This window comes from Faecalibacterium sp. PGM34 (assembly GCF_054456555.1).
On sequence record NZ_CM136898.1, the window covers coordinates 820,392 to 845,019 of the forward strand.

The window sequence follows — 24,628 nt, forward strand, 5'->3', positions numbered from 1 at the left end:
TTGTGGGAAAGGAAAATCGTTATGCAGTATAAGGAAGTTGCGGGCGGCATCTGCGCGCCCAAGGGCTTTGCCGCCGCCGGTGTCCATTGCGGCATCCGGGCAAATCACAGCGAAAAATACGATCTGGCGCTCATCAAGGCCGAGGTGCGCTGCGCTGCTGCGGGCGTGTACACCACCAACAAGGTCTGCGGTGCGCCCATCAAGGTGGACCGCGCCCATCTGGCCGATGGCTATGCACAGGCCATTGTGGTCAACAGCGGCAACGCCAACACCTGCGCCGCCAACGGCGTGGCGCTGGCTGAGGAGTGCTGCGCGCTGGTGGGCAAGGCGCTGAACATGGACGAAAAGGACGTTCTGCCCGCCTCCACCGGCGTCATCGGTCAGCCCATGGTCATCGACCCCTTTGCCCGGGGCATCCCGGCGGCAGCGGAAAAGCTGGCTGCCACCGCGCAGGGCAGCACGGACGCTGCCACCGCCATCATGACCACCGACACCCATAAAAAGGAGTACGCCATCCAGTTCGAGCTGGGCGGCAAGGTGTGCACCGTGGGTGCAATCGGCAAGGGCAGCGGCATGATCGCCCCCAACATGGCTACCATGCTGGCGTTCTACACCACCGATGCCGCCGTCTCGCCCGCGCTGCTGGAAAAGGCGCTCAAGACCGTGGTACCCGGCACCTATAACCAGATGAGCGTGGATCTGGATACCTCCACCAACGATACCCTTATCATTATGGCGTCCGGTCTTGCGGGCAACCCGGAGATCTGCGAGGAGAACGCGGACTACGCCGCCTTTGTGGCAGCGCTGACCGCCATTGCAGAGCACATGTGCGCCGAGCACGCCGGAGACGGCGAGGGCGCTACCCACCTCATTACCTGCGAGGTGACCCACGCGCCCGACCTGAAAACCGCCCGCGCCGTCAGCCGCAGCGTGGTCTGCTCCAACCTGTTCAAAGCGGCGGTCTTTGGCCGCGATGCCAACTGGGGACGCATCCTGTGCGCCATCGGCTACACCCCCGGGGACTTTTCCATTGACAAGGTCTGCGTCTGGCTTTCCAGCAAGGCGGGCGAGGTGTATGTATGCGAGAACGCTGCTTATCATCCGTACAGCGAGGACGAAGCCGCCAAGGTGCTGGCAGAGCACGATATTCTGGTCAAGGTGGATATGGGCACCGGCGAGGCAAGCGCCAAGGCATGGGGCTGTGACCTGACCTACGACTATGTGAAGATCAACGGCGATTACAGAACCTGACAGGAGCGCAGAACAGATGAAAAACGAAGAAATGGCGCGGCTTTTTTCGGAGGCCACCCCTTATATCCAGAAATACCATGGCAGGACCATGGTCATCAAATACGGCGGCAACGCCATGATCAACGAGAGCTTGAAAAACGCCGTGATGAACGACCTTGTCACCCTGACGCTGCTGGGCGTGCGGGTGGTGCTGGTGCACGGCGGCGGCACCGCCATCAACGAGATGCTCAAGAAGGTGGGCGTGGAGAGCCACTTTGCCAATGGTCTGCGGGTGACGGACGATGCCACCATGGAGATCGTGCAGCAGGTGCTGGCCGGTAAGGTGAACAAAGACCTTGTGGCAAAGCTGCGCGGACGCGGCGTGGGTCTGTGCGGCATGGACGGACAGATGCTCCGCTGCACCGAGCTGGACCCCCAGCTGGGGCATGTGGGCGAGATCGTCCATGTGGACGCCACCCTGATCGAAAGCCTGCTGGACGGCGGCTTTATCCCGGTCATCGCCACCGTGGGCATGGACGACCTTGGGCAGGCGTACAACGTCAACGCGGATACTGCCGCTGCACAGATCGCCATTGCTCTCAAGGCGGAAAAGCTGGTGTCCATGACCGATATCGCGGGTCTGCTGCGGGATAAGGAGGACGAGACTACCCTCATCCCCGAGGTGGAGGTGACCGAGATCGAGGGCTACAAGTCTGCCGGTATCATTGCGGGCGGCATGATCCCCAAGATCGGCGGCATGGCGGATGCCATCTATCAGGGCGTGCACGAGGCGGTTATCATTGATGGCCGCGTGCCGCACTCCATCCTGCTGGAACTGTTCTCCGACCGCGGCTCCGGTACCCGCTTTTACCGCCGCAGCCACCGCGAATAAAAAGATTGCGCAAGCGAAAAAGCAGTATTATAATAGAAAAAACGCTCCCTCCGGGGGAGCAGCGCATGCGCGGAACTTCTATTCACAGGAGGTACACCTATGGATTCTGAAAAAGTCATCAAGCGGGACAACGAGTACGTCCTGCACACCTATAACCGCAGCCCCATCGTGCTGGAAAAGGGGCACGGGCTGTATGCCGAAGGCCCGGAGGGGCAGAAGTATCTGGACTTCACCAGCGGCATCGGGGTGAACAGCCTTGGCTACTGCGACCTTGCTTGGGCAGAAGCTGTGTCCCAGCAGGCGCACAAATTGCAGCACACCTCCAACCTCTACTATACCGCACCCTGCGGCAAGCTGGCAAAAAAGCTGTGCAAGCGCACCGGCATGAGCAAGGTTTTCTTCGGCAATTCCGGTGCCGAAGCCAACGAGGGCGCCATCAAGGCCGCCCGCAAGTACAGCGTAGACCATTACGGTAAGGACCGCTACAACGTTATCACGCTGGTCAACAGCTTCCATGGCCGCACCCTTGCCACCCTGACCGCCACCGGGCAGGGGGTGTTCCACAACTACTTCGGCCCCTTCAACGAGGGCTTCCAGTACGTCCCAGCGGGGGATATCGAAGCCCTGCGGGAGCTGGTAGACCGCCACACCTGCGCCGTGATGATGGAGCTCATTCAGGGTGAGGGCGGTGTGATGGCGCTGGACCCGGACTATGTGCAGGCCGTGCGTGCCCTGTGCGACGAAAAAGACCTTGTGCTCATCGTGGACGAGGTGCAGACCGGCGTAGGCCGTACCGGCACCTTCCTGTGCTGTGAGCACTATAACCTCAAGCCGGATATCGTCACCCTTGCCAAGGGGCTGGGCGGCGGTCTGCCCATCGGCGCAGTGCTGATGAATGAAAAGGTAGCCGAGGGTATGACCCCCGGCACCCACGGCTCCACCTTTGGCGGCAACCCGGTGGTATGCGCCGGTGCCAATGTGGTGGTGGATCGTCTGGACCAGAGCTTCCTTGCACAGGTCAGCGAGCGCGCCGTACAGCTGCGCACCGGTCTGGCAAAGCTGCCCCACGTCAAGAACATTTCCGGCATCGGCCTGATGGTGGGCATCGAATTCTTTGACGTGCAGGCTGCGGATGTGCTGGCCGCCTGCCGCGAAAAGGGCTTGCTGGTGCTTACCGCCAAGACCCGGCTGCGTCTGCTGCCGCCGCTGACCGTCTCCGAGCACGAGGTAGACATGGCGCTGGATGTGCTGGCCGATGTGCTGGGCGCGATGGAGCCGACGGCTTCGAAGGAGCAGGTATGAAAAATCTGCTGAAAATGAGCGACCTTTCCCCGGCTGAGCTGACCCACATTCTGGATGTGGCAGACCAGCTGAAAGCGGACTGCAAGGCGGGCCGCACCGAGCCGCTGCTGGCGGGCAAAAGCGTGGCGCTGCTGTTTTCCAAGGCGTCCACCCGCACCCGCACCAGTTTTGAGGTGGGCGTGTACCAGATGGGCGGTCTTGGCAACTACATGAACACCGCCGAGCTGCAGGCCGGGCGCGGCGAGCCTTTGCGGGACACCGCCCGGGTGCTGGGGCGCTACTACGACTGCGCCGTCTGGCGCACCTACCGCCAGCGGGACTTGGAGGAACTGGCGGAGCTTTCCGGCATTCCGGTGATCAACGGCCTGACCGACTACGCCCACCCCTGTCAGGTGCTGGCAGACCTGATGACCATCCGGGAGCGCCGGGGCACGCTGGCAGGGCTGAAGCTCTGCTTTGTGGGCGATGGCAGCAACATGGCCAACAGCCTGATCGTGGGCGGCCTTTTGGCGGGAATGCAGATATCCTGCGTCTGTCCCCCGGGCTACCGCCCGGCAGCGGATGTGCTGATGTTTGCCCACAAATACGGCAATGCCTTCCACCTGACCACCGACCCCGCCGAGGGCTTGCGGGATGCAGACATCGTGGCTACCGCCGCGTGGAACACCACCGCCCCCGGCACGGCCGAAAGCGAGCAGCGTCTGCGGGATTTTGTGGGCTTCCAGCTGACCGGCCGTCTGCTGGAAAACGCCAAGCCGGACGCGCTGGTGCTGCACTGTCTGCCCGCCCACCGCGGCGAGGAGATCTCCACCGCCCTGTTCGAGCAGCACGCGGACGAGATCTTTGACGAAGCGGAGAACCGTCTGCACGTCCAGAAAGCCGTGCTGGCGGTGCTGCTGGCGGACAAGTAAAACGATTTGGAATGCCCGCCGCTATCGGGTTGCGGCACCCAGCATCCGCATCGTGCCTTGGGCGGCACTCGCGTCTTGCTGGCCGCTGCCCCGTAACCCCTTATAACCCCGCAGGGACTGCTGCACAGCACTGTGCAGCAGTCCCTTTTTTGTGCCCCAAAGGGGTGCGCAAGGGCTTTTTTAGGGCTTTTCAGGGCGATTCGATGCATTTCAGGGGTCATTCATGCAGAAATGCTCCACTTTTGCCGCCGTTTGTGGTATACTACGGGCACAGAGCAGTGCTCTGTCTAATATGCCATTCCCATAATTCCTATAGAGCAGAAAACCGTCCGGTAACCGCAAACCGGGCGGTTTTCTGTTTTTTGCAGGTGCATCCGGCGCGCCGGGGCGTTTCAGCGCATTTGCGGGGCGATTCGTACCCAAAACCGTCCAAAGAGGGCAAAACGTGGTACACTGGGTACAACAAAAAGCGCCCGGCTTGGAAGGGCGCTTGAAAAGGAGAGGAGCTTATGCAAAAACGGCTCGTCAGCATGGTTCTGGCGCTGAGCATGGCACTGTCCGCAATGCCGCTGCCCGCCCTTGCCCAGAGCGACCCGCCCGACACCGCCAGCGCCGCGGCACTGGCAGAGGAAAACGGCGAGATCACCAATATCTATACAAGCGATTCCTCCGGCAAGCCCATCGGCGATCTGGGCGATAAGGGAGACAGCTGGTCCTACGATGAGGCCAGCAATACGCTCACCCTGAAAAACGGCGCTTTCCAGCTCCACAACTACAATTATGACAGCTACAATAATTACATCAAATGGAACCTGAAGATCGAAGCCGGTGCCACCCTGCAGGAGGCACAAATCGGCTCGAATTACGATGACAAGTACACCGTGACCAACGCGGGCACCATTTCCGGCGGCACCTTCTACGCTACGGTGACCTGTGCAGCCGGGGCTGTCGTCAGCGGCGGCACCTTTAAGAAAGACGTTACCGTGGACGCCGCGGGCGGCAAGGTCACCATTGACGGCAGTACGTTTGAATATACCGTGTTCGCCAATGCGGTGGATACCTTTACCATCAATGGCGGTACCTTTACGGGCGGTACGGGCCGCTCCATGGAGATCAACGATGCGACTGCAAAGGTCGTCATCAACGGCGGCAGCTTTGAAAGCGTGATCGAGGATCATAACACTGCGGCAACGATCACCATCAACAGCGGCCTGTTCAAGATCAACGTGATAGCCGAGCTTTGCACCGTCAACGGCGGTCTGTTCACCGCTGAAGACACCCCTCTGTCCCCGGAAGCAACCGTCAATGGCGGCTACTTTGTGGCAGAACGCGCTGGCCTTGTAGCCATCGATGCAACCAATGCTCCGGTGTACGCCCCTGTCGCGGTGACAGCGGACGGCACGGTGACCGAGTGGTCGGCAGACACTTATAGTACCCTCTATGTCGCTCCCGGAGCAAAGGTCGCCCTGAAGCCCACCCGCAAGCTGGAAAGTGTTTCCAGCGGCGACGACGAGCTGAACTATACTGCCAAGGACGGCGCGGTCAGCTTTACTGTGGGAACCGAAGCTGTCCAGCTCAACAGTGTCATTTTGGAAGAACTGGTCATTGAAGCGGACGGCTTCCCCGAGGGCACAGACGGCGGCGTCTATGGTGCCAAGGGCAAGGGCTGGTCCTTTGACCCGAACCACAAGCACGCAGAACTGTTTTCAAAAACTGTCCCCACCCTGATCATCGAGAAGGACGCTGTGCTGGACTTTGATGAGGTGAAAAACAACGCCGGTACAGTAAAATTTGCGGTTGAAAACAACGGCACCCTTACCGGCGCCCTGAACTCCACCCAGTATGTGTACAATAAGAAAACCGGCACGATCAAGGATGCCACGCTGTACAGCCCGGATAATCGCTTTTACAATGATGGCCGCGTAGAGAACTCGGTGCTGCGCTTTTATTACATCGGCAACGGCTGGCGCGACCCTGCACAGTCTGTTATCATCCTCGGCTCTGCGCTGGACGTCAGCGGGAGTGTGGCTAACAGCTCTACCTACCAAGCTGTGCTGGAAGATTGCTATAACAGCGATGATTATACCGGCAACGGCTCTATCGACAACGGCGGCACGATCAAAGATGGCAGAAGTACCCTGAAGCTGGCAGTGGAAAATACGGATGGCTATGACGGTAACGCAAAATACAACCAGCCCATCATTGACGGCGGCGAGTATACCTTTGTCTATAACAAGAACGGCAGATACTTGAATGATCCCATCATCCATGTGATGGCGGCAAAAGAAGAGAAGGACGCAAATGTCCTGCCCGGAGCCACCTGCTACACCATGAAGTACACCCCGCCGGAAAATGCCCGCTTCGATGCAAAATACATCAGCGGACTCAATGGGACGCTTACGGGCATTTGGCGTGACAACCTTACCACCCTCTACGTTGCGACGATCGATGACAGCATTTCGGCCCTGACCTGCGACCGCATCACGAGCGTGAACGGCGTAGCTTATAGCGGCTCTGTGCCTGAGGGAACGCACTACTCCAGTCCCATCGACCTGAGCAAGTATGGTATCCCGCAGACCCATATCCTTAACCTGAGCGCCACCGATGAGGGCGCGGCAGAGCCGCCGGAGCAGCCGCCGCAGGAGGACAGCACCGAGTACAGCACGCTGCAAACAGTGGCCATCGTAGTCGGTACAACGGCATGGTTTGCAGGCAGCGCAGTAATGGGCTATGAGGCTGTTACTTACAGCATCCTTGCAGACCTGCTGCCCAAGGGCACGCCCATCCCACGCACCCGGGAACAGCTGGCCGTGCTGCTGTGGAGCACCGCAGGCAAACCCGAACCCGCTGCACCCGCTGTTTACAGCGATGTAGCTGAGCCCGACACCGCCAAGGCAGCCCGCTGGGCTGTGGAGGCCGGGCTGCTGCCCGACATGGGCGAGGGCGTCTTTACGCCCGGCAAGCGTGTGACCAAGGTACAGGTCATCCGCGCATGGAACCAGCTGAAAAAGCTGGGTCTGGCGAAATAACAATTGCCATCTCCCGATCGATCCTTTCCAATAAGCGCAGCAAGGCCGCCCGGCGAATGCCGGGCGGCCTTGCTGCTTTTAGATACTTTAAAATAGGGCTAACGGCGTGCGCCCTCTCCGTCTGCTCACTGCGTTCGCATCCACACTCCCCCTTTTGTCGCTGCGCGACATCTTCCCCCGGAGCGGGGGAAGTCTTTCCTCAAAGGGAGAGGCAAGAGCACTGCCGGAAACTTCCTCATTACATCTAACACTTTAGCATCGAGGCTAACGGCTTGGCTCTCCCCTTGGGAGAGCTGTCGCGGGAGCGCCTGAGAGGGCGTGTAAGGCTAACGGGTGTTGCCCCTCATCCGGCACTACGCGCCACCTTCCCCCGGAGGGCGTTTCCAATCGTCTACACCCCGGGGCACCCGGCGGCGCGCCATGCGGCGCACAGCACCTCTTTTTCCGGTTTGGAGAGCTTTTTCAGGGCGGCTTCCCGGCGCAGAGCGGCGCGTTTGTCCGCGCAGCGCTCTATATAGGCAAAGCCAACCGCCCCGTGGGCGCGGGTGTAGCGGGCCCCTTTGCCGCTCTGGTGCGCTTTCAGCCGGGCGGCGGGGTGATTCGTCCAACCGGTGTACAGCTGCCCGCCGGTGCAGCGCACCATGTAGACGTAGGCGGCGTCAGGCAAGACGTCCATTGTTTTTCAGCACCTGACGGCAGGCGGCAAGGGCGGTCTCCTTGTCCTTGGCGGTGATGAGGAAGCGGCTGGCATGACAGAAGCTGATGCCCGGGATGCCGCTCTTCTGCTCGATGACCTCCTGCGGCTGCCCTGCCCACGATTGCGGGAAGGGCAGTTTGGACTTTTTGGTCTTGTGGTCGGTGACACACTGGGCGCTCCACCCGCCGCGCTGGCTGGGGTACACCACAAACAGGGCGTCGGTCTTGTACAGGCCGTTTTTCCACGGCAGATAGCAGGGCAGCACCACGATGCCGTCGCGGGAGTTGCGGTAGGCCTGCTGCACCTTTTCGTCCGCGCGGTTCACGGCGTTGGCGCTGTCGATCTGGTTTTCCAGGATCTGCTTTGCCACGGCCACCGCCTTGAAAAAGCAGCTGTCCTGATCTTCCTTGGAGTCCCACACCGGGTTGAAAAAGCCGATGGCATCGCACAGGCTGTTCTGCTCGCCGGTATTGTCGTTCAGGTCCAGCGGCTGGATGAAGTTTTCGTCAATGAGCCGCGCCTGCCGCTCGCCCACAAGACCCGGGCCCAGCACCCGCCACAGCAGACCAAAGGCCGCGTAGGGCACGCCGTTGGCGCGGTACTCCCGTGGCTCCTGATGGTGGTCGAACATCCCGAAGCCGATGTCGTACACGATGCCGTCAAAATCGTCAGGCACGGTAAAGCCGCGGGTGATCTTGATATCCGGGCGCAGAATTTGCAGCAGCGCCGTAGCAAACACGTCATCGGCATGGAACTTGCCGGCGTGGGTAAAACCGTTTGCGGGAATTTTCATGGACTTGATACCTCGTTCTCCTAGTTTCGTCTTGTACCAGTATAGCACAATCCCGCCCGTGGGACAACAAAAAGGAACGACAGCTCAGCCGTTCCTTTTGCGCGGGATGATTTGGAATGCGTTTCCACCGGAAGTGGCGTTGTAGATGCCGTTTGCCTTTACGACCCCTTCTGTGAAAATGCGTTTGGAGCGCTCCGCAGAGCGCGACAAACGCGAATCTTTAAATCGTATTTCCGCTAAACATGGCTAGAGCAAAGCGGAAGCCATTTTCAATCGTTCTGCAACAAAAAGGCTGCTGCACAGCGGTTTGTGCAGCAGCCTATAAAAGCTTTGCGTTACAGCGCCGAATAGCCGAAGCTGTTCACCAGCGCATCAATGTGCTGCCCGGCCTTGCACAGGGGGCAGTCGCGGGAGTCGAAGCTGGCGTAATCCGGCAGACTGGTGGGGTCGAAAATGGAGGTGACCGGGTAGCCCAGGCACTCGTGGGTGGTGGCGAAAATCGCCGAAAGTCCGGCCACGATGCCGCCGTAGTAGTTCACGGCTTCCACAGCTGCCTGAATGGTGTAGCCGGTGGTGATGGATGCCGCCAGAATAAGGACGTGCTTGCCCTTGACCATGGGGGCAAGATTATCCCGCAGAATGATCTGGCTGCCGGAGGTGTATTCCGGCGTGACGATATAGATGGTCTTGTGGGCGTTCATATTGGTAAAGCCGTCCTTGGTCAGCTCGTTGGCAACGCAGGTGCCGATGACCTGTGTGCCGTCCAGACAGAGCACGGTATCCACGATGGTGCTGTGCTGGTAAGCGCTGACCAGCTCCTTTGCCACGGCCTTGGCCTCGGAAAGGCGGGTCTTTTGGGTGGTCACGTCGATGTAATAGTTGATGTGGCTGTGGCTGGTGGCAAAATGTCCCTTGGCCACCCGCAGGAACAGTTCGCTTTTGCTGGTGGGAAGCTTGACCATGTTGATCATTGTACAGCACTCCTTTTTTCACCGGGCGCAGCTGCGCCGCAAAATACAAAACAGCGCGGCAACGCATTCCGGTTGCAGCGCTTATTTTTCTTCTCTGTTCCTTTATTGTACTGAAAAATGCCGCTGTGCACAAGATATAAACCTAACGAAAAACTTTGTTTTTTTACAGACATATCGCCGAAAACTTGGATGCAAAGGCTGCTGCCGCCCGGAAAACCGCACCGCAAAGGGTGCGCAACGGCAACACCGGCGCTGCGGCAGGGGGGAGCGCACTTTTTTGCGCAGCACGGAAAATTTTGCAAAAAGGGGCTGGTATTTTTGCGGGTTTTGAGTATAATATAGAAGAGATAGTTCAAATTTGAAGTAAAAGGAGAATCACTTTCATGGCACAGGCAAAACAGGATATGGGCTCTGGCAGCGTAAAAAAGCTGATGCTGCAGCTCATGATCCCTGCGGTCGTTGCACAGGTGGTCAACCTGCTGTATAACATCGTGGACCGCATTTACATCGGACATATTGCCGGCATCGGCGCGGCAGCGCTGACCGGCGTGGGCTTGTTCACCCCCATCCTTATGCTGCTGAACGCGTTCGCCATGCTGGTGGGCGCGGGCGGCGCGCCCCGCACCGCCATTGCGCTGGGACAGGGCGACAAGGAGCAGGCGGAAAAGATCATCTCCAACAGCTTTACCATGCTGCTGCTTTTCTCGGTGGTGCTGACCGTGGTGTTCTACGCCGGAGCACCCACCCTGCTGCGGCTCTTTGGCGCCAGTGACGCCACCCTGCCCTATGCGCTGGCATACAGCCGCATCTATATTCTGGGCTCGGTGTTTGTGCTGCTGGTGCTGGGCATGAACCCCTTCATCACCACGCAGGGCTTTGCCAAGACCAGTATGCTTACCACCGTCATCGGTGCGGTCATCAACATTATTCTCGACCCCATCCTGATCTTTGGTCTGGGTCTGGGCGTGCGGGGCGCTGCCATTGCCACCGTGCTCAGTCAGGCGGTGGGCGCGGTGTGGATCCTGCGTTTCCTCACCGGCAAAAAGACCATCCTGCGCCTGCGCAAGGACTATATGCGCCCGGAAAAGCAGGTCATCCTGCCGGTGATGGCGCTGGGCATCTCCACCTTTGTGATGATGTCCACCGAGAGCCTGCTGTCCATCAGTTTCAGCTCCAGTCTGGCGCGGTACGGCGGCGACGTGGCTGTGGGTGCCATGACTGTCATCACCAGCGCTTCCCAGCTGTGTACCCTGCCCATTCAGGGCATCTGTCAGGGCGGTCAGCCGGTGATGAGCTTCAACTTCGGCGCGGACAAAAAGTCCCGCGTCAAGGAGGCGTTCCGCTTCCAGCTGCTGCTGTGCAGCTGCTACACCTGTCTGTTCTGGCTGCTCATGATGCTGGCACCGGGGGCTGTGGCGGGCATCTTCACCTCGGATACGGCGCTCATTTCCTACACCACATGGTCCATGCGCATCTACATGGCAGGTATTTTTGCCATGGGCTTCCAGATCGCCTGCCAGCAAAGCTTTATGGCGCTGGGTCAGGCCAAAGTCAGCCTGCTGCTGGCCTGCCTGCGCAAGATCATTTTGCTGATCCCGCTCATCTTCATTCTGCCGCATCTGCTGCCGGACCCGGTATTCGGCGTTTTTCTGGCAGAGCCGGTCAGCGATATTCTGGCGGCGACCATCACCACCATCACCTTCTTCTCCCGCTTCAACGGTATTCTGGAACGGGGCGCTGCAAAGGTATAATAATAACAACAAAGGCTGCTGCGCAGAATGCGCAGCAGCCTTTGTGCTGTGTAATTGATTTTAGACGGCCTCCGGCTCGCCCAGAGCCAGAACCTTCGTCAGCTCGGCCTGCACCTTGGCGTTGGTGGCGTCGGTGACGGCCAGCACATCGGAGTAGAACTTTTCCATCTCGTCACGGGTGGAGAAGGTGGCCACATACATCTGGTTGCCCATGGCACCGGACAGCGCCTCGGGGATGCGGTCCACCATGCGCATATTGTCCTGATACTTCTGCATCAGCTGCTCCTGGCTGTAAACGAAGCTCTTGCCATCCCGGCGACCGGCAAAGGCGCAGTAGTAGTGCTCGCCCACCGGCATATCGGTGCCGCCGAAGGCGATCATGTCTGCCCAGATCTTGTATACGTTGGTGGAGCGGGCAAAGTCGATCATGTCCGGGGTAAAGCCGCCGCAGGGGCGCATGTTGACTTCCAGCGCCACGATCTGACCCTTTTTGCCCATGCTGGCCTGATCCTCGGTCATGCGGAAGAACTCGAAGTGGACAAAGCGGCTCTTCACCCCAAAGCTCTTGACGGCGGCACGGCCTGCGGCGCGGGTGTCCTCCGGCAGATCCTTGATGATGTAGTAGATGGAGTTATCGTCGTTGTTCACGATGTCCATGATGGACACCGGGCTCACGTTGCCCGCCTCAAAGATGGGGTTGCCGTGGGCGTCGATGATGGCATCGTAGCTGTTCACCTCGGCGCGGACGAACTCCTCCATGATGTAGGCAACATCCGGGTGCTCTTTCTCCCTGTAGGCCAGAAATGCTTCCAGTTCCTTGTCGGTGGAAAGGCGGTGGGTATCCGAAGCACCCACGCCGTTGTCCGGCTTGACTACCACCGGGTAGCCCACCTGTTCCACAAAGGCCTTGCAGCCTGCAAGGTCATCCACCATGTGGTAGCGGGCGGTGGCGATACCGGCCTTCTGGTAGTATTCCTTCATCTTGCTCTTGTACTTGATGCGGGGCATATCAGAGGTCTGGAAGCCGCTGGTGATGTGGAAATCGGTACGCAGGGCGGCATCCCGCTCCAGCCAGTATTCATTGTTGGACTCCAGCCAGTCGATGCGGCCATACTTGAAGGTGAAAAACGCCACGGCGCGGTATACCTCGTCGTAGTTTTCCAGACTGTTCACCTTGTAGTACTCGTTCAGGCTCGCCTTCAGTTCGGGCTTCAGCTCCTCGTAGGGCTGGTCGCCGATGCCCAGCACGTTCAGGCCGTTGTTTTTCAGTTCCCGGCAGAACTGCCAGTAGTTCGTGGGGAAGTTGGGGGAGATAAAAATAAAGTTCTGCATAGTATTTGTTGATCCCTCTTTCCGTTACCTCTATTGCAAAAGCCCCGGCGGGGCAGGACAGACTTTAAATTGGGGCACAACGGCGCGTCTGCGGACGCGCCGTTGTGCCATTTTCACGAGAGAGCCACAGCTTTGCCAGAAGCTGTGCCCGGCGGAGCAAGGGTCACTGCTGGCCCAGAACGTAGGGCATATAATACGCCACCTGCTTATACCACCAGTTCCAGTCGTGGTTGACATCGTGACCCCACAGGTCTACCCAGATGGGGATATGTTTTGCCTCAAAGATGCGCTTGAGCAGCCATGTGGTGTCCGGCTGTTCCCAGTCGCCCTGACCGCAGCAGATGACAGCTTTCTGGCTGCGGAACAGCTGCATATAGGGGTGATCCTCCGGGAAGTTCTTCATGTAGTCCACGGGGGAGTTCATGTACACCAGCTCGTCCATATAGTCGCCAAAGCCGTAGTGAGCAGTGTAGATGCCGCTGAGTGCCAGACAGCCGCAGAAGATATCCGGGCGGCGCAGATACAGGTTTACCGCATGGGTGGCGCCCAGACTGCACCCGAAGGCGATGATGCCGGGCAGATCGTTCCAGCCGTTGCGCTGCTGCGCCAGATGCTGAAGCATCGGGGCGACCTCGCGGGTGATGTAGCGCAGCCACTGCTCATAGCGGCGGATGCGCCAATAGGGGTTGCCCTGCGCGTCCGACCAGGTTTCCTGATCCATGGTGTCGATGGAAAGCACCATGATCTGCCCGGACTCGATCCACGGGGCAAGGGTGTCGGTCATGTGGAAGTTTTCAAAATCGAAGAATCGGCCGTCCTGACAGGGAATGTACAGCATCGGGCGGCCTGCGTGGCCGTAAAGCTTGCACTCCATATCCCGTCCCAGTTCCGGGCTGTACTCCTTGAAATACTGCATCTCCATGGTGTTTCCTCCTTTAGTGTTGTTGGGCTATGGTGTCGGCAGACAAAGGCTTCCCCCGGCCGGGGGAAATCTGTCCCCAAGGGGTGAAGGCTTTTGTGCCCCTTTTACAGCTGGCAATTACACTTTTCTTTTACTCCTCCACCTCATACAGCAGGGTGTGGAACACGAAGGGCAGCTGTTTTTCCCAGCTGGCTTCGCTGTGGGTGCCGCCGGGCACGATGCGGCTGGTCAGGTGGATGCCCCGGGTCATCAGCTTACCGCTCAAGGCAGAAAATTCCCGGCGGATGCCCTCGTGGTTGCCCATCTCCCGGGAGCCGTAATCCATGTACAGCACCGTGCCGGGGGCAAGCTTTGCACGCCCCACAAGGCCGGAAAGCTTATCCGGCGCCACCCAGATGGAGGGCGACAGTGCCGCTGCGCGGCTGTAAGTATCGTTGTATTGCAACAGGGCGTACAGGCTCATCAGCCCGCCCATGCTGCTGCCGCCGATAAAGGTATGCGCCCTGTCCGGCAGGGTGCGGAAATTCTGGTCGATCAGGGGCTTGAACCGGTGGATGAACCAGCTCATGGTGGCCTGTCCCTTGCCGTCAAAGTGGCCGTAGGTGGGATCATCGAAGCGGTAGGGGGAATACTCCACCAGACGCTCGTTGTTAGCCCCGGCGTTGCACTCGATGGCCGCCACGATCAGCGGGGTGTCGGTATAGTCCAGATAATCTGCTACGCCCCAGCTTTTGCCGTAGGTGGCATCCTCGTCGAAAAACACGTTCTGCCCATCGAACATATACAGCACGGGGAACCGGCGCTCCGGCTGTGCCTCGTACATGGTGGGCAGGTAGACATACGCCCGGCGCTGCTCGGTGCCGTTGACCGCCGGGTAACTCATGCTCCATTTTTTGATCATGGTGCTTGTTTCCTCTCAAATCTTCCTGCAAAGGGCACAGGCGGCAAGCCCACGCCCTTTATAGGTAGTGTAGCACCATGCGGCGGGAATTGCAATGATTATAGAGCAAAAGGGACTGCTGCCCCAAATGGTATGCAGCAGTCCTTTTAAAAGCCGTAGGGTGACAGGCGGCTTCTTAGTATTTCTTTTCCACAGGCACGATCCAGCCCTTGGTATCGGGGATCTTGCCCCACTGCATACCGGTCATGGTGTCGTACAGCTTCTGGGTGACAGGGCCGATCTTGCCGTCGCCGATGAAGGCGTGCTCGCCCTTCCAGACCAGCTCCTTGACGGGAGAGACGACAGCGGCAGTACCGGTGCCGAACACCTCTTCCAGCTTGCCTTCGCGGGCAGCAGCCATGATGTCGGCAATGGCGATCTTGCCCTCAACGACCTCGTAGCCCCAGTCCTTCAGCAGCTCGATGCAGCTGCGGCGGGTGACGCCGGGCAGCACGGTACCCACGGTAGCGGCGGTGTAAACCTTGCCGTCGATCTTGAACATGATGTTCATGCTGCCAACTTCTTCAACGTACTTCTTCTCCACGCCGTCCAGCCACAGCACCTGTGCGTAGCCCTGCTCCTCGGCCAACTCACCGGCCTTGATGGAAGCGGCGTAGTTGCCGCCGCACTTGGTAAAGCCGGTCAGACCCGGAGCGGCGCGGATGTACTCGTCCTCCACATAGATGCGCACCGGGTTGATGCCCTCGGCGTAGTAAGCGCCGGAGGGAGCGCAGATGATGCAGAAGATATAGTGCTTGGAAGCGTGCACGCCCAGACCCACATCATTGGCAAAGATGAAGGGACGGATGTACAGGGAAGCGCCGTCGGTGTGGGGCACCCAGTCGCGGTCCACATCCACCAGAGCCTCAACAGCCTGAATGTAGTCCTCTACCGGGATCTTGGGGATGCACAGACGGTCGGCAGAATCCTGGAAACGCTTGGCGTTGCAATCCGGGCGGAACAGCTGCACGGTGTCATCGGCGGTACGGTAGGCCTTCATGCCCTCAAAGATCTCCTGTGCGTAGTGGAACACCACGGTAGCGGGGTCCAGCTCAAAGGGGCCGTAGGGGACGATGCGGGCATCGTGCCAGCCTTCGCCCTCGGTGTAATCCATGACGAACATGTGGTCGGAGAACTTTTTGCCGAAGCCGAGCTTCGTCTCATCGGTGGGCTTTGCCTTGGGCGTAGCCGTGCGGGTGATCTTGATATCCAACATAGTGAGTTTCCCTCTTTCCTTTTATGCGCGTGCGCACGATTTCCGGCGCTTTATGACACAAATGTTGGTTTCTATTATAATATTCCCTGCCGGTTTTGCAAGGAATCGCAAAATGTTTCATCTTACCACCCGGTAAGTTGCACCAAATTGTGAGCACAGTGGTGTGCAAACTGCCAAATCTATGGTACAATAGGGGCACAGAGCGCTTTGCGGGGCACAGCCCCGCTTTTCTATGGAAGGAGATACTGCCATGATCGACGGCGTTATTTTTGATATGGACGGCCTGATGTTCGACACCGAGCGGGTGTGGGCCACCCTGTGGGAGCCTGCGCTGGCTACCCTTGGGCTTTCTTATAAGGAGGGGCTGGACGTTGCCGCCCGCGGCACGGCGGGAGATTCCATGCGGGCGGTGCTGCGCCGCTTCTACGGGGAAAACTGCGACACGGACGCCATCATCGCGGCGCTGCACGCACAGGCGGAAAAGGCGTTTCAGGCACCGCCGCCCAAAAAGCCCGGGCTGGACGAAATTCTGACATGGCTGGACGCGCAGCACATCCCCATGGCAGTGGCTTCCTCCAGCCGGATGGCGTCGATCCGGCATCATTTGGACGGCTGGGGTCTGACCCACTACTTCAAGGTGATCGTCTCCGGCGAGCAGTTCTCGGCCTCCAAGCCCAACCCGGAGATCTTTCTGCGGGCAGCGGAAGCACTGGGCACTGTGCCCAGCCGCACCCTTGTGCTGGAGGACAGCTACAACGGCGTGCGCGCCGGTGCCAACGGGCGTTTTATCACCGTGATGGTGCCGGACATGGCCCCCGCCAATGACGAGATGCGCCGCCTGTACACCGCCGAGTGCCGCGATTTGTACGAGGTGCTGGAAGGCTTACAGAAGGGGAGGTTCTGAGCGGGGTTGTTCTCTTTTGATGGCAAAAGAAAACCAGAAAAATGCGTGCTCCGTGGGGAAAGTTTCTGCCCGCTGACGGCAAGCAGAAGCTTTCCCCGCAAAAACAAAACCAGCCAAGCCCGCAGGCTTGGCTGGTTCGAAAGCAATCAATATTCCCTGATCAGGCACCCACGATCAGGCGCACGGCACCGTAGATGCCGGCGTCGTTGCCAAGGCTGGCGGCCTTGATGGGAGTCTCCTTGCAGGACTGGAAGGCGTACTCCTTGTAGTGGCGCACCAGCGGGTTGAACAGAACCTCCCCGGCGCGAGCCACGCCGCCGCCGATCATGAACATTTCGGGGTCGGTGGTGGCGGCAATATTGGCCAGTGCCATGCCCAGCGTGGAGGCCATCTCGTCCACCTCGCGGGCGGCCAGTGCGTCCCCGGCGCGGGCAGCGTCAAACACGTCCTTGGCTTCAAAGTCCTTGCCACGCAGGGTGCAGGCGGTGTCCGGGTTTGCGTCCAGAAGCTTCTTCATGCAGCGCACAACGCCGGTGGCGCTGGAATACTGCTCCAGGCAGCCGCGCTTGCCGCAGCCGCAGACGGCGGTCTCGTGGGGGTTGACGGTGATGTGGCCGATCTCGCCGCCGGCACCGTGAGCGCCGTCGATGACCTTGCCGTTCACGATGACACCGCCGCCCACGCCGGTGCCCAGCGTGACCATGACAGCGCTGCGGCAGCCCTGTGCCGTGCCCATCCAGATCTCGCCCAGCGCAGCCACGTTGGCGTCGTTGCCCACCAGCACCCGGATGCCGCCCAGCAGCTCGCTGAGCTCAATGGAAACGTTGCGGTTGCCCCAGCCGCCAAGGTTTGCACACACGATGGGCACGATGCTGGAATCCAGCACCGGGCCGGGCACGCCCAGACCGACGCCCTCGACTTCGTCTGCGGACAGACCTTTTTCCTGCATTTTCTGCTGCACGGCAGCAGCCAGATTTTCCAGAATATGAGCACCGTTATTGGAAGTATCGGTGCTTACCTCCCACTTTTCCAGCAGCTTGCCGCTGGTGGTGAACAGGCCGACCTTGGCAGTAGTGCCGCCCAGATCGATGCCAAATGCGTATTCCTTCATGTCATTTACCCCTTTGATGCGGATACGCCGCATTTTTTATCAGTGTTTTATAGTATACCATATTTTTCCGCAAAAGAGCAGTGCTGCGGCGGCATTTCGTGCAATCGGACTGAAATCTATGTAAAATTTTGGGCAGTTCCACAAGGGAATTCAGCGCACGGTGTTGGTCAGCGTGCCGATTCCTTCGATCTCGCACTGCACGGTGTCGCCCGGGTGCAAAAACTGCGGCGGGTCCATGCCCATGCCCACCCCGGCAGGGGTGCCGGTGGCAATGATGGTACCGGCTTTCAGGGTCATGCCCTGCGAAAGCTCGTGGATGACATGGTCGATATCAAAAATTTGCAGCTTGGTGTTGGAATCCTGCCGCAGTTCGCCGTTCACCCGGCTGCGGATGGGCAGTGCGGGCGGGTAGGTGTCAAATTCGTCGGCGGTGACGATGCAGGGGCCCATGGGGGTGAAGCCGTCCAGACTTTTGCCGAAGTACCACTGCTTGTGGGCGGTCTGCACGTCCCGGGCGGAGACATCGTTCAGGATGGTGTAGCCGAACACATAGTCTTTGGTCTGCCCGGCGGGCACGTCCTTGGCGTCCTTGCCCAGCACCACGGCCAGCTCACACTCGTAGTCCAGCTTCTGCACAAGGTCGGTGTGGGCCTCGATGAAGCCGCCATCCGGCACTGCACGGCTGACCCGCTTGGAAAAGTAGATGGCGTCCTGATGCTGGGTTGCAAAGGCGTCCGCAGAGTACTTTTCGGCTTCGTCCGAGTGCGCCATATAGTTGATGCCCAGACAGACCACGTCCTGCGCGGGGCAGGGGATGGGGCTTTGCAGGGTGACGGCCTCCACCGGCAGCGCGGGGATGCCGCTGATGGCCAGCTGCAAGCCGAACCGCACCTGCGGGGTGAGGAAGGGGATGGCGTCGGACAGGGTCTCGTAGGAGAGCCCCAGCCAGCTCAGCGGCCAGACCTGTGTGCCGTCCTGCGAGAGGATGGCAGGGTCCTCCACACCGTCCGGCAGGCGGCAGGTGACAAAACGCATACAGTGTCCCTCCTCTCAGTGCCGGTAGGCGATGGCGCTGCGGATGCGGTCGGCTTCGGCTTCTCCCGCCAGCTGGCGCACCAGCTCCAGTGCGAAGGGGATGGCACCGCCCAGACCGTAGCTGGTGGTGATGTTGCCGTCCACGACCACCTCTGTGTCCAGCACATGGGCGCCGGCCAGCTTGTCCTGAAATGCAGCGTGAGCGGTGGCGTTTTTGCCCTCCAGCAGACCCAGCGCTGCCAGCACGCTGGGCGCGGCGCAGATGGCGGCTACCTTTTTGCCTGCCTTTGCAAAGGAGACGCAGGTATCGGTCACCGTCTTGTTGGCGGCAAGGTTCGGCGTGCCGGGAATGCCGCCGGGCAGCACCACCAGATCTACGTCGGAATAATCGACCTCCTCCGCCAGCGCATCGGCGGTGATGTGCACCTTATGGCTGCTCAAAATCTCCCGGCTGCCGGAAGCGCTTGCCACCAGCACCTCCACCTTGGCGCGGCGGAGCAGATCCACCACCAGCAGTGCCTCGCACTCCTCGGTGCCCTCCGCAAAAAATACAACAGCTTTTGCCATAAGAAAAACCTCCTGTTCAAATCTTAAAAAGAAAAGCCGCGTGCCGCAGCTTTGGGCGGTACGCGGCTTTTGTGTCAGTCAGCGGACTTTTTTTCAGCTTCCAGCAGCGCGCGCAGTACACTGTCGTCCGCGCTCAGCACCCGGCTGACCCGGCTGATGATGGCGCTGGACGCACCGGTCTTGTCCATGATCTCGGTGTAGATGCACTTGTCGGCCAGCAGCTCGGCAATGTTGTAGCGCTGCTCCATTGCGCTGAGCTCCGAATAGCTGCACACGTCCTGCAGAAAACGATAGCATTCCTCCGGGGTCTTGAGCTGCAGAAAAGCCCGGTACAGGCCGGAGTTGCCGGTGGGATGATCTTTCGCCATGATAGTCTCCTTTTTTGCACAGAATACCCGCAGAAAGCGGCTTTATTACACTACATCAGTGTAGTACAAACGCGGAAAAATTTCAATGGCTATTTTGTGATTTCTTTGAAATCACGGAGCCATTCGAGGCTTCCCCCGGACGGGGGAAGCCTTGAATGTGCGTTCAGCTCAGGGTATGCTCATACACCAGCTCGTTGCGGGGCACGGTGCCGTTTTCCTGCTCGGCGGGGCGCAGCTCGCGGTAGCGCAGCGCCTTGAAGAACTGCTGCACCGGCAGTGCCTTGGCGTGGATGGTGCACCACACCCGGCCTTTGCCCTCGCCCTTGGCCAGCCGCTCGCAGGTCTGCACGATATCCCGGCCGATGGCCTTGCCGCGGTATTCCGGCTTGAGGTACAGGTGCATCAGGTGCAGGGCGGTGTTCTCCATCTTCCACGCAAAGTAGCCGATGAGCTTGCCCCCCAGAAACACCAGAAAATAGTTCACGTCATTGTCGATATCCTCTTCAATGGCGTCGGCGCTTTGCAGCTCCTCCACAAGGGTGTCCAGCTGCTTGGCGGGGTAGTAGCGCTTGTAGACCTCGTGCCACAGCTCGCTGGCAAGGTCGGCGGTGTTGTGGATGTATTTGGCCTTTGCGACCAGCTTGTAATCAGGCTTCATAAAACTCCTTATACTCTTACAATGTAATCCGGCTTGCGGGGCGCGGCGGGCTTGGGCTCAGCCGCGGGGTAGCCCAGAATGCAGTGGCCTACGCCGATCCAGTCGCCCTCAATGCCCCACTTTTTCAGCAGTGCCTTGCCCTCGGCGGAGTCGAACTCCTCCCGGGCACGGTTGATCCAGCAGCTGCCCAGCCCCAGCGATGCAGCAGCCAGCATCAGGTTGCCCATGACAAGGCTGCCGTCCTGCACGGCGCAGTTTGCGTGGGCATCGGCCAGCACCACCAGAATGGTGGGTGCGCCGTACATGGGGTCGCTGTCGGTGCCCATAACGGCGGCATTCATCCGGGTCAGCTGGGCGCGGGTAGCGGCATCCTGCACGACCACGATCTTAGCGCTCTGGCGTCCCATAGCGCTGGCGGCGTAGGTGCCGGCCTCCAGTACGGCGTCCAGCTCGGCATCCGTGATCTGCCGGGGCTCGTAGGCGCGGCAGCTGCGGCGGCTGCGAATGGTTTGTAAAGTCTCGTTAGTCATGAAAGATCCCCTCCTTAATAGTGGATGGCTTTATTGTACCACAACCTGCGCCGGAGTGCAAAGTGCCTGCCGGTAAAAAACATTGCTGGCTTCCGAAAACGTTTGCGCTGCAAAAACACGGCAGAATGCACAAAAAACAAAAGAAAGATTATGGAAAAGCATTCTTGTTGCCAGCGGGCAAATCGGGTATAATAGGGCTACCATAGCGGAAAGGAGTTGTGCTCTATGGCAAAGGCATCGCAGGTCGTCATTATGGAGGGAGAATACTACATTATCAAGTCCCCCAACGGGAAGGTACTGGAAGTAAAGGATTTCAACACGGAGAACGGTGCCGGCATCCAGCTGTGGAGCTATGCGGGCCATCCGTGGCAGCAGTGGCAGTTTGTGGACGCAGGCGAGGGACGCTGGCGCATCCAGAACCGCTTTACCGGCAAGATGATCGATCTGGCGCTTGGCGGCGTTGTGGAGGGCACATGGCTGCACCAGTGGAGCCGTACCAGCGGGCTGAGCCAGTGCTGGGCGCTGGAGCCTACCCGCAGCGGACGCACCCGCATCCGCAATGTGCTGTCGGATAAATACATCGACCTTGTGGGCATGAACACCGCCAACGGCGCACAGGCGCAGATCTGGAACTATGTGGCGGGCGGCAATCAGGAGTGGACGCTGGAACGCATCGACCCCGATGTTGTCCAGACCGGCAAGCGCGCCGGAGAAGCCAAAGACCCCCAGCCCACGCCCAGCCAGCGCAAGCACCAGAACGATTTGGTGCGCAAGCTGAACAGCGCAGGCAAGGGCCGCGCCGGACGCAAGGCATAAATCGAAAAACGCTTCCGCTGCTTTGTGGGCATCCGCAGCGGAGGCACTTCCCAAAGGGCTGCTGCACGGCGTTTCATGCAGCAGCCCTTTTCATGAAAAGAGATACGGTCAGCGGCCTCGCCCTCTCCGTCATCGCTACGCGATGCCACCTCTCCCAAAGGGAGAGGCAAGAGCTCTGCCGGAAGCTTTCTTATTGCTCCTAAAACTTCAGCAACGAGCCTTAGACCTTGGCTCTCCCTGAGAGGAAAGACTTCCCCCGCTCCGGGGGAAGATGTCACCGTAGGTGACAAAAGGGGGAATCTGGCGCGGGAGCGCCTGAGAGGGCGTGCACGCTGACAAAAACACAAAAAAGGAGAACCACCCATGAACTTAGGCGCATTTATGAACCCGGAATTTCCCATCTTCAGCACCACTTTGTGCTATCTGGAGCGGGAGGACGCTTACCTGATGCTGCACCGCATCAAAAAGCGGGACGACTACAACCACGACAAATGGGTGGGCGTGGGCGGCAAATTTGAGCGGTTTGAAAGCCCGGAGGACTGCCTTGTGCGGGAGGTGCGGGAAGAGACCGGCCTGACCCTGACGCGCTACCGCGCCCGGGGACTGCTGACCTTTGTGTGGGGCAATATGACCGAGTTCATCCACCTGTACACCGCCGACCGATGGGAGGGTGAGATGATAAGGGGCGATGCCTGCGCCGAGGGAGAATTGCAGTGGGTGCAAAAGACCGAGGTGCAAAAACTGCCCATCTGGGAGGGAGACAAGCTCTTTTTCCGTCTGCTGGAGGAAGAGCACCCCTATTTTTCCCTGAAGCTGGTGTATGACGGCGACACCCTCAAACAGGCCGTGCTGGACGGAAAACGCATCGTTTAAAAATGTACGGATACAGAGACCTATGGTGGGATGCAACTGTTTGGATAAAATAGACATAAAAAGAAAATTTTTTTCAGCACTTAAATCAGGACGCGTGCAGAAAAAACAAAAAATACTGACAAGCGTACCGTTAAACAAGGACTTTTGGTGCATTTTGATAGAAAAAAGAAAAAACCACTTTCTTTTTTTGCAAAAATATGTTACTATTCTGTTACGGAACTATGGACAGCCTGCAACCAGAGACTGTCTGTAAACACAAACATTTCTTAAGGAGGAATGTGCTTTATGATGAAGTATCTCCAGAAACTGGGCAAAGCTCTGATGCTTCCCGTCGCTGTGCTGCCGATCTGCGGCATCCTGATGGGTCTTGGTTATGCCCTTGCTCCGGGCGTTATGGGTGTTCCCGGTGCACCGACTTCCGGCGCAGCATACACCGTCGGCTTCCTGCTGGTCAAGGCAGGCGGCGCTCTGATCGATAACATGGCTTGGCTGTTTGCCATTGGTGCCGCTGTCGGCCTTGCTGACAACGATGGTACCGCAGGTCTGGCCGGTCTGGTCAGCTTCCTGATGATGCAGCAGCTGCTGAACCCCGGCGTGGTCAGCATGGTGCGCACTCTGGAAGAGGGCACCGCTACCTACATCGCCTTCCAGAAGGTCGCCGGCAACTCCTTCATCGGCATTCTGGCCGCTATTGTGGGTGCTGCCTGCTACAACAAGTTCAAGAATACCCAGCTGCCTGACTGGCTGGCATTCTTCTCCGGCAAGCGCTTTGTTGCGATCGCTACCGGCGTGATCTCCATTCTGGTGTCCATTGTTCTGCTGTTCGTCTGGCCCGTCATCTTCGGCGCTCTGGTCGCGATCGGCAACGGCATCGCTGGCATGGGCGGCATCGGCGCTGGCATCTACGCCTTCCTGAACCGTCTGCTCATCCCCACCGGTCTGCACCACGCTCTGAACAACGTGTTCTGGTTTGATACCATCGGCCTGGGCGACCTGAGCCACTTCTGGGCTGGCGAGACTTCCGCTGATGTGGGCTGGAGCCTTGGTATGTACATGTCCGGCTTCTTCCCCTGCATGATGTTCGGTATCATGGGCGCTGCTCTGGCTATGGTCAAGACCGCTAAGAACAAGAAGGCCGCCATCGGTCTGGTTCTGTCTGCTGCAATCTGCGCATTCGTCTGCGGCGTTACCGAGCCCTTCGAGTTCGGCTTCATGTTCCTGTGCTTCCCGCTGTACGTTGTGTACTCCGCTCTGTACGGCATCTTCACCATCATCACCTACTACTCCGGTTTCCGTGCTGGCTTCTGCTTCTCCGCAGGCGCTACCGACCTGGTGTTCTCCGCTTCTCTGCCCGCAGCTGCTAAGACTTGGATGATCATTCCTCTGGGCATCGCAGCATTCGTGGTGTTCTACGCAGTGTTCTACTTCGCCATCACCAAGTACGACCTGAAGACCCCCGGCCGTGAGGATGACGACGAGGAAGCTGAGAAGAAGGTCGTTCTGGCTAACAACAACTACACCGAAGTCGCTTCTGCTGTTCTGGCTGCTGTCGGCGGCAAGGAGAACGTGAAGGACGTTGGTTACTGCGCCACCCGTCTGCGTTTTGAGGTGAAGGATAACGCTAAGGTCGATGAGAAGGCTGTCAAGGCTGCCGGTGCTGCCGGTGTTATCCGTCCCAGCAAGAACGCTTGCCAGGTCATCATCGGTACCAAGGTGCAGTTCGTGTACGACGAGCTGAAGAAGATGCTGTGATCCTGCACTTCTGAAAAAGAATGAACTG

At 59.1% G+C, this 24,628-nt stretch carries 24 protein-coding genes; 11 read left to right on the forward strand and 13 right to left on the reverse strand.

Features of this window, described 5'->3' with window-relative positions; all coding sequences use genetic code 11:
• Window positions 1–21 precede the first annotated feature (21 nt).
• The 5 genes from argJ to ACXPUX_RS03945 all read left to right on the forward strand — a co-directional run bounded on the left by argJ (window position 22) and on the right by ACXPUX_RS03945 (window position 7,364).
• Window positions 22–1,251, forward strand: a complete 1,230-nt coding sequence (argJ, locus tag ACXPUX_RS03925; protein WP_097783320.1) for a bifunctional glutamate N-acetyltransferase/amino-acid acetyltransferase ArgJ — start codon at window positions 22–24, stop codon at window positions 1,249–1,251.
• A gap of 16 nt (window positions 1,252–1,267) precedes the next feature.
• Window positions 1,268–2,122 (forward strand): acetylglutamate kinase, encoded by an 855-nt coding sequence (gene argB, locus ACXPUX_RS03930; RefSeq protein WP_458830186.1) that lies wholly within the window; start codon window positions 1,268–1,270, stop codon window positions 2,120–2,122.
• Between the two features lie 99 nt (window positions 2,123–2,221).
• The gene (locus ACXPUX_RS03935; protein WP_458830188.1) at window positions 2,222–3,424 is read left to right on the forward strand and encodes an acetylornithine/succinylornithine family transaminase; all 1,203 of its coding nucleotides are present in this window, start codon (window positions 2,222–2,224) and stop codon (window positions 3,422–3,424) included.
• The gene (gene argF, locus ACXPUX_RS03940) at window positions 3,421–4,335 is read left to right on the forward strand and encodes an ornithine carbamoyltransferase (RefSeq protein ID WP_458830190.1); all 915 of its coding nucleotides are present in this window, start codon (window positions 3,421–3,423) and stop codon (window positions 4,333–4,335) included. The genes ACXPUX_RS03935 and argF overlap by 4 nt, the downstream gene beginning before the upstream one ends.
• A 509-nt stretch (window positions 4,336–4,844) precedes the next feature.
• Window positions 4,845–7,364, forward strand: coding sequence for a hypothetical protein (locus tag ACXPUX_RS03945; protein ID WP_458830191.1), 2,520 nt, complete (start codon window positions 4,845–4,847; stop codon window positions 7,362–7,364).
• A gap of 391 nt (window positions 7,365–7,755) precedes the next feature.
• Here ACXPUX_RS03945 and ACXPUX_RS03950 read toward each other — a convergent pair whose 3' ends face one another.
• The 3 genes from ACXPUX_RS03950 to ACXPUX_RS03960 form a co-directional block, all read right to left on the reverse strand.
• Window positions 7,756–8,040, reverse strand: coding sequence for a GIY-YIG nuclease family protein (locus ACXPUX_RS03950; RefSeq protein WP_458830193.1), 285 nt, complete (start codon window positions 8,038–8,040; stop codon window positions 7,756–7,758).
• A complete protein-coding gene (locus ACXPUX_RS03955) occupies window positions 8,024–8,854 on the reverse strand; it encodes an MYG1 family protein (RefSeq protein ID WP_005925370.1) in 831 nt (276 codons plus the stop codon). The genes ACXPUX_RS03950 and ACXPUX_RS03955 overlap by 17 nt, the downstream gene beginning before the upstream one ends.
• Window positions 8,855–9,189: 335 nt before the next feature.
• Entirely contained in the window at window positions 9,190–9,825 is a 636-nt protein-coding gene (locus tag ACXPUX_RS03960) for a phosphoribosyltransferase (protein WP_458830196.1), read from the reverse strand.
• On the opposite strand from ACXPUX_RS03960, the gene ACXPUX_RS03965 reads away from it, so the two are divergent.
• Window positions 9,815–10,156 carry a hypothetical protein gene (locus ACXPUX_RS03965; protein ID WP_458830198.1) on the forward strand — a complete coding sequence of 114 codons (342 nt, stop codon included), beginning with the start codon at window positions 9,815–9,817 and terminating at the stop codon, window positions 10,154–10,156. The genes ACXPUX_RS03960 and ACXPUX_RS03965 overlap by 11 nt on opposite strands.
• 52 nt (window positions 10,157–10,208) lie before the next feature.
• Window positions 10,209–11,576: an MATE family efflux transporter gene (locus tag ACXPUX_RS03970; protein WP_458830200.1), complete on the forward strand. Its 1,368-nt coding sequence runs from the start codon at window positions 10,209–10,211 to the stop codon at window positions 11,574–11,576.
• 60 nt (window positions 11,577–11,636) lie between these two features.
• Here ACXPUX_RS03970 and ACXPUX_RS03975 read toward each other — a convergent pair whose 3' ends face one another.
• From ACXPUX_RS03975 to ACXPUX_RS03990, 4 genes are all read right to left on the reverse strand, one after another.
• Entirely contained in the window at window positions 11,637–12,908 is a 1,272-nt protein-coding gene (locus ACXPUX_RS03975) for an ATP-grasp domain-containing protein (RefSeq protein WP_458830202.1), read from the reverse strand.
• A 163-nt stretch (window positions 12,909–13,071) separates the two neighbouring features.
• Window positions 13,072–13,830: an esterase family protein gene (locus tag ACXPUX_RS03980; protein ID WP_458830204.1), complete on the reverse strand. Its 759-nt coding sequence runs from the start codon at window positions 13,828–13,830 to the stop codon at window positions 13,072–13,074.
• Between the two features lie 130 nt (window positions 13,831–13,960).
• Window positions 13,961–14,731 carry an alpha/beta hydrolase gene (locus ACXPUX_RS03985; protein ID WP_458830206.1) on the reverse strand — a complete coding sequence of 257 codons (771 nt, stop codon included), beginning with the start codon at window positions 14,729–14,731 and terminating at the stop codon, window positions 13,961–13,963.
• Window positions 14,732–14,906: 175 nt separating this feature from the next.
• Window positions 14,907–15,986 carry a branched-chain amino acid aminotransferase gene (locus ACXPUX_RS03990; RefSeq protein ID WP_015537652.1) on the reverse strand — a complete coding sequence of 360 codons (1,080 nt, stop codon included), beginning with the start codon at window positions 15,984–15,986 and terminating at the stop codon, window positions 14,907–14,909.
• A gap of 250 nt (window positions 15,987–16,236) precedes the next feature.
• Between ACXPUX_RS03990 and ACXPUX_RS03995 the strand changes: the two genes are divergently transcribed.
• Window positions 16,237–16,890, forward strand: a complete 654-nt coding sequence (locus ACXPUX_RS03995; protein WP_458830208.1) for an HAD family hydrolase — start codon at window positions 16,237–16,239, stop codon at window positions 16,888–16,890.
• 160 nt (window positions 16,891–17,050) lie between these two features.
• Here ACXPUX_RS03995 and ACXPUX_RS04000 read toward each other — a convergent pair whose 3' ends face one another.
• The 6 genes from ACXPUX_RS04000 to ACXPUX_RS04025 all read right to left on the reverse strand — a co-directional run bounded on the left by ACXPUX_RS04000 (window position 17,051) and on the right by ACXPUX_RS04025 (window position 21,159).
• Window positions 17,051–18,001, reverse strand: a complete 951-nt coding sequence (locus tag ACXPUX_RS04000; protein WP_242989756.1) for an ROK family glucokinase — start codon at window positions 17,999–18,001, stop codon at window positions 17,051–17,053.
• 150 nt (window positions 18,002–18,151) lie between these two features.
• Window positions 18,152–19,036: a fumarylacetoacetate hydrolase family protein gene (locus ACXPUX_RS04005; protein ID WP_055186461.1), complete on the reverse strand. Its 885-nt coding sequence runs from the start codon at window positions 19,034–19,036 to the stop codon at window positions 18,152–18,154.
• A 15-nt stretch (window positions 19,037–19,051) separates the two neighbouring features.
• Window positions 19,052–19,603, reverse strand: coding sequence for a DJ-1 family glyoxalase III (locus tag ACXPUX_RS04010; protein ID WP_458830211.1), 552 nt, complete (start codon window positions 19,601–19,603; stop codon window positions 19,052–19,054).
• A 74-nt stretch (window positions 19,604–19,677) separates the two neighbouring features.
• Window positions 19,678–19,971, reverse strand: coding sequence for a YerC/YecD family TrpR-related protein (locus ACXPUX_RS04015; RefSeq protein WP_112121429.1), 294 nt, complete (start codon window positions 19,969–19,971; stop codon window positions 19,678–19,680).
• 163 nt (window positions 19,972–20,134) lie between these two features.
• On the reverse strand, window positions 20,135–20,629 hold the full coding sequence (locus ACXPUX_RS04020; protein WP_249240836.1) for a GNAT family N-acetyltransferase: 495 nt from the start codon (window positions 20,627–20,629) through the stop codon (window positions 20,135–20,137).
• 8 nt (window positions 20,630–20,637) lie between these two features.
• Window positions 20,638–21,159 carry a nitroreductase family protein gene (locus ACXPUX_RS04025; RefSeq protein WP_005925422.1) on the reverse strand — a complete coding sequence of 174 codons (522 nt, stop codon included), beginning with the start codon at window positions 21,157–21,159 and terminating at the stop codon, window positions 20,638–20,640.
• Between the two features lie 225 nt (window positions 21,160–21,384).
• Between ACXPUX_RS04025 and ACXPUX_RS04030 the strand changes: the two genes are divergently transcribed.
• The 3 genes from ACXPUX_RS04030 to ACXPUX_RS04040 all read left to right on the forward strand — a co-directional run bounded on the left by ACXPUX_RS04030 (window position 21,385) and on the right by ACXPUX_RS04040 (window position 24,600).
• Window positions 21,385–21,975, forward strand: a complete 591-nt coding sequence (locus ACXPUX_RS04030) for an RICIN domain-containing protein (RefSeq protein ID WP_458830214.1) — start codon at window positions 21,385–21,387, stop codon at window positions 21,973–21,975.
• A gap of 363 nt (window positions 21,976–22,338) precedes the next feature.
• Window positions 22,339–22,848 (forward strand): NUDIX hydrolase, encoded by a 510-nt coding sequence (locus tag ACXPUX_RS04035; RefSeq protein ID WP_458830216.1) that lies wholly within the window; start codon window positions 22,339–22,341, stop codon window positions 22,846–22,848.
• Between the two features lie 285 nt (window positions 22,849–23,133).
• The gene (locus ACXPUX_RS04040) at window positions 23,134–24,600 is read left to right on the forward strand and encodes a PTS transporter subunit EIIC (RefSeq protein WP_458830218.1); all 1,467 of its coding nucleotides are present in this window, start codon (window positions 23,134–23,136) and stop codon (window positions 24,598–24,600) included.
• Window positions 24,601–24,628 lie beyond the last annotated feature (28 nt).

Excerpts from the sequence above, each read along its gene's own strand:
- argJ (WP_097783320.1), top strand. The coding sequence starts at position 22 with ATGCAGTATAAGGAAGTTGCGGGCGGCATCTGCGCGCCCAAGGGCTTT.
- argB (WP_458830186.1), top strand. The coding sequence starts at position 1,268 with ATGAAAAACGAAGAAATGGCGCGGCTTTTTTCGGAGGCCACCCCTTAT.
- ACXPUX_RS03935 (WP_458830188.1), top strand. The coding sequence starts at position 2,222 with ATGGATTCTGAAAAAGTCATCAAGCGGGACAACGAGTACGTCCTGCAC.
- argF (WP_458830190.1), top strand. The coding sequence starts at position 3,421 with ATGAAAAATCTGCTGAAAATGAGCGACCTTTCCCCGGCTGAGCTGACC.
- ACXPUX_RS03945 (WP_458830191.1), top strand. The coding sequence starts at position 4,845 with ATGCAAAAACGGCTCGTCAGCATGGTTCTGGCGCTGAGCATGGCACTG.
- ACXPUX_RS03950 (WP_458830193.1), bottom strand. The coding sequence starts at position 8,040 with ATGGACGTCTTGCCTGACGCCGCCTACGTCTACATGGTGCGCTGCACC.
- ACXPUX_RS03955 (WP_005925370.1), bottom strand. The coding sequence starts at position 8,854 with ATGAAAATTCCCGCAAACGGTTTTACCCACGCCGGCAAGTTCCATGCC.
- ACXPUX_RS03965 (WP_458830198.1), top strand. The coding sequence starts at position 9,815 with ATGTTGATCATTGTACAGCACTCCTTTTTTCACCGGGCGCAGCTGCGC.
- ACXPUX_RS03960 (WP_458830196.1), bottom strand. The coding sequence starts at position 9,825 with ATGATCAACATGGTCAAGCTTCCCACCAGCAAAAGCGAACTGTTCCTG.
- ACXPUX_RS03970 (WP_458830200.1), top strand. The coding sequence starts at position 10,209 with ATGGCACAGGCAAAACAGGATATGGGCTCTGGCAGCGTAAAAAAGCTG.
- ACXPUX_RS03975 (WP_458830202.1), bottom strand. The coding sequence starts at position 12,908 with ATGCAGAACTTTATTTTTATCTCCCCCAACTTCCCCACGAACTACTGG.
- ACXPUX_RS03980 (WP_458830204.1), bottom strand. The coding sequence starts at position 13,830 with ATGGAGATGCAGTATTTCAAGGAGTACAGCCCGGAACTGGGACGGGAT.
- ACXPUX_RS03985 (WP_458830206.1), bottom strand. The coding sequence starts at position 14,731 with ATGATCAAAAAATGGAGCATGAGTTACCCGGCGGTCAACGGCACCGAG.
- ACXPUX_RS03990 (WP_015537652.1), bottom strand. The coding sequence starts at position 15,986 with ATGTTGGATATCAAGATCACCCGCACGGCTACGCCCAAGGCAAAGCCC.
- ACXPUX_RS03995 (WP_458830208.1), top strand. The coding sequence starts at position 16,237 with ATGATCGACGGCGTTATTTTTGATATGGACGGCCTGATGTTCGACACC.
- ACXPUX_RS04000 (WP_242989756.1), bottom strand. The coding sequence starts at position 18,001 with ATGAAGGAATACGCATTTGGCATCGATCTGGGCGGCACTACTGCCAAG.
- ACXPUX_RS04005 (WP_055186461.1), bottom strand. The coding sequence starts at position 19,036 with ATGCGTTTTGTCACCTGCCGCCTGCCGGACGGTGTGGAGGACCCTGCC.
- ACXPUX_RS04010 (WP_458830211.1), bottom strand. The coding sequence starts at position 19,603 with ATGGCAAAAGCTGTTGTATTTTTTGCGGAGGGCACCGAGGAGTGCGAG.
- ACXPUX_RS04015 (WP_112121429.1), bottom strand. The coding sequence starts at position 19,971 with ATGGCGAAAGATCATCCCACCGGCAACTCCGGCCTGTACCGGGCTTTT.
- ACXPUX_RS04020 (WP_249240836.1), bottom strand. The coding sequence starts at position 20,629 with ATGAAGCCTGATTACAAGCTGGTCGCAAAGGCCAAATACATCCACAAC.
- ACXPUX_RS04025 (WP_005925422.1), bottom strand. The coding sequence starts at position 21,159 with ATGACTAACGAGACTTTACAAACCATTCGCAGCCGCCGCAGCTGCCGC.
- ACXPUX_RS04030 (WP_458830214.1), top strand. The coding sequence starts at position 21,385 with ATGGCAAAGGCATCGCAGGTCGTCATTATGGAGGGAGAATACTACATT.
- ACXPUX_RS04035 (WP_458830216.1), top strand. The coding sequence starts at position 22,339 with ATGAACTTAGGCGCATTTATGAACCCGGAATTTCCCATCTTCAGCACC.
- ACXPUX_RS04040 (WP_458830218.1), top strand. The coding sequence starts at position 23,134 with ATGATGAAGTATCTCCAGAAACTGGGCAAAGCTCTGATGCTTCCCGTC.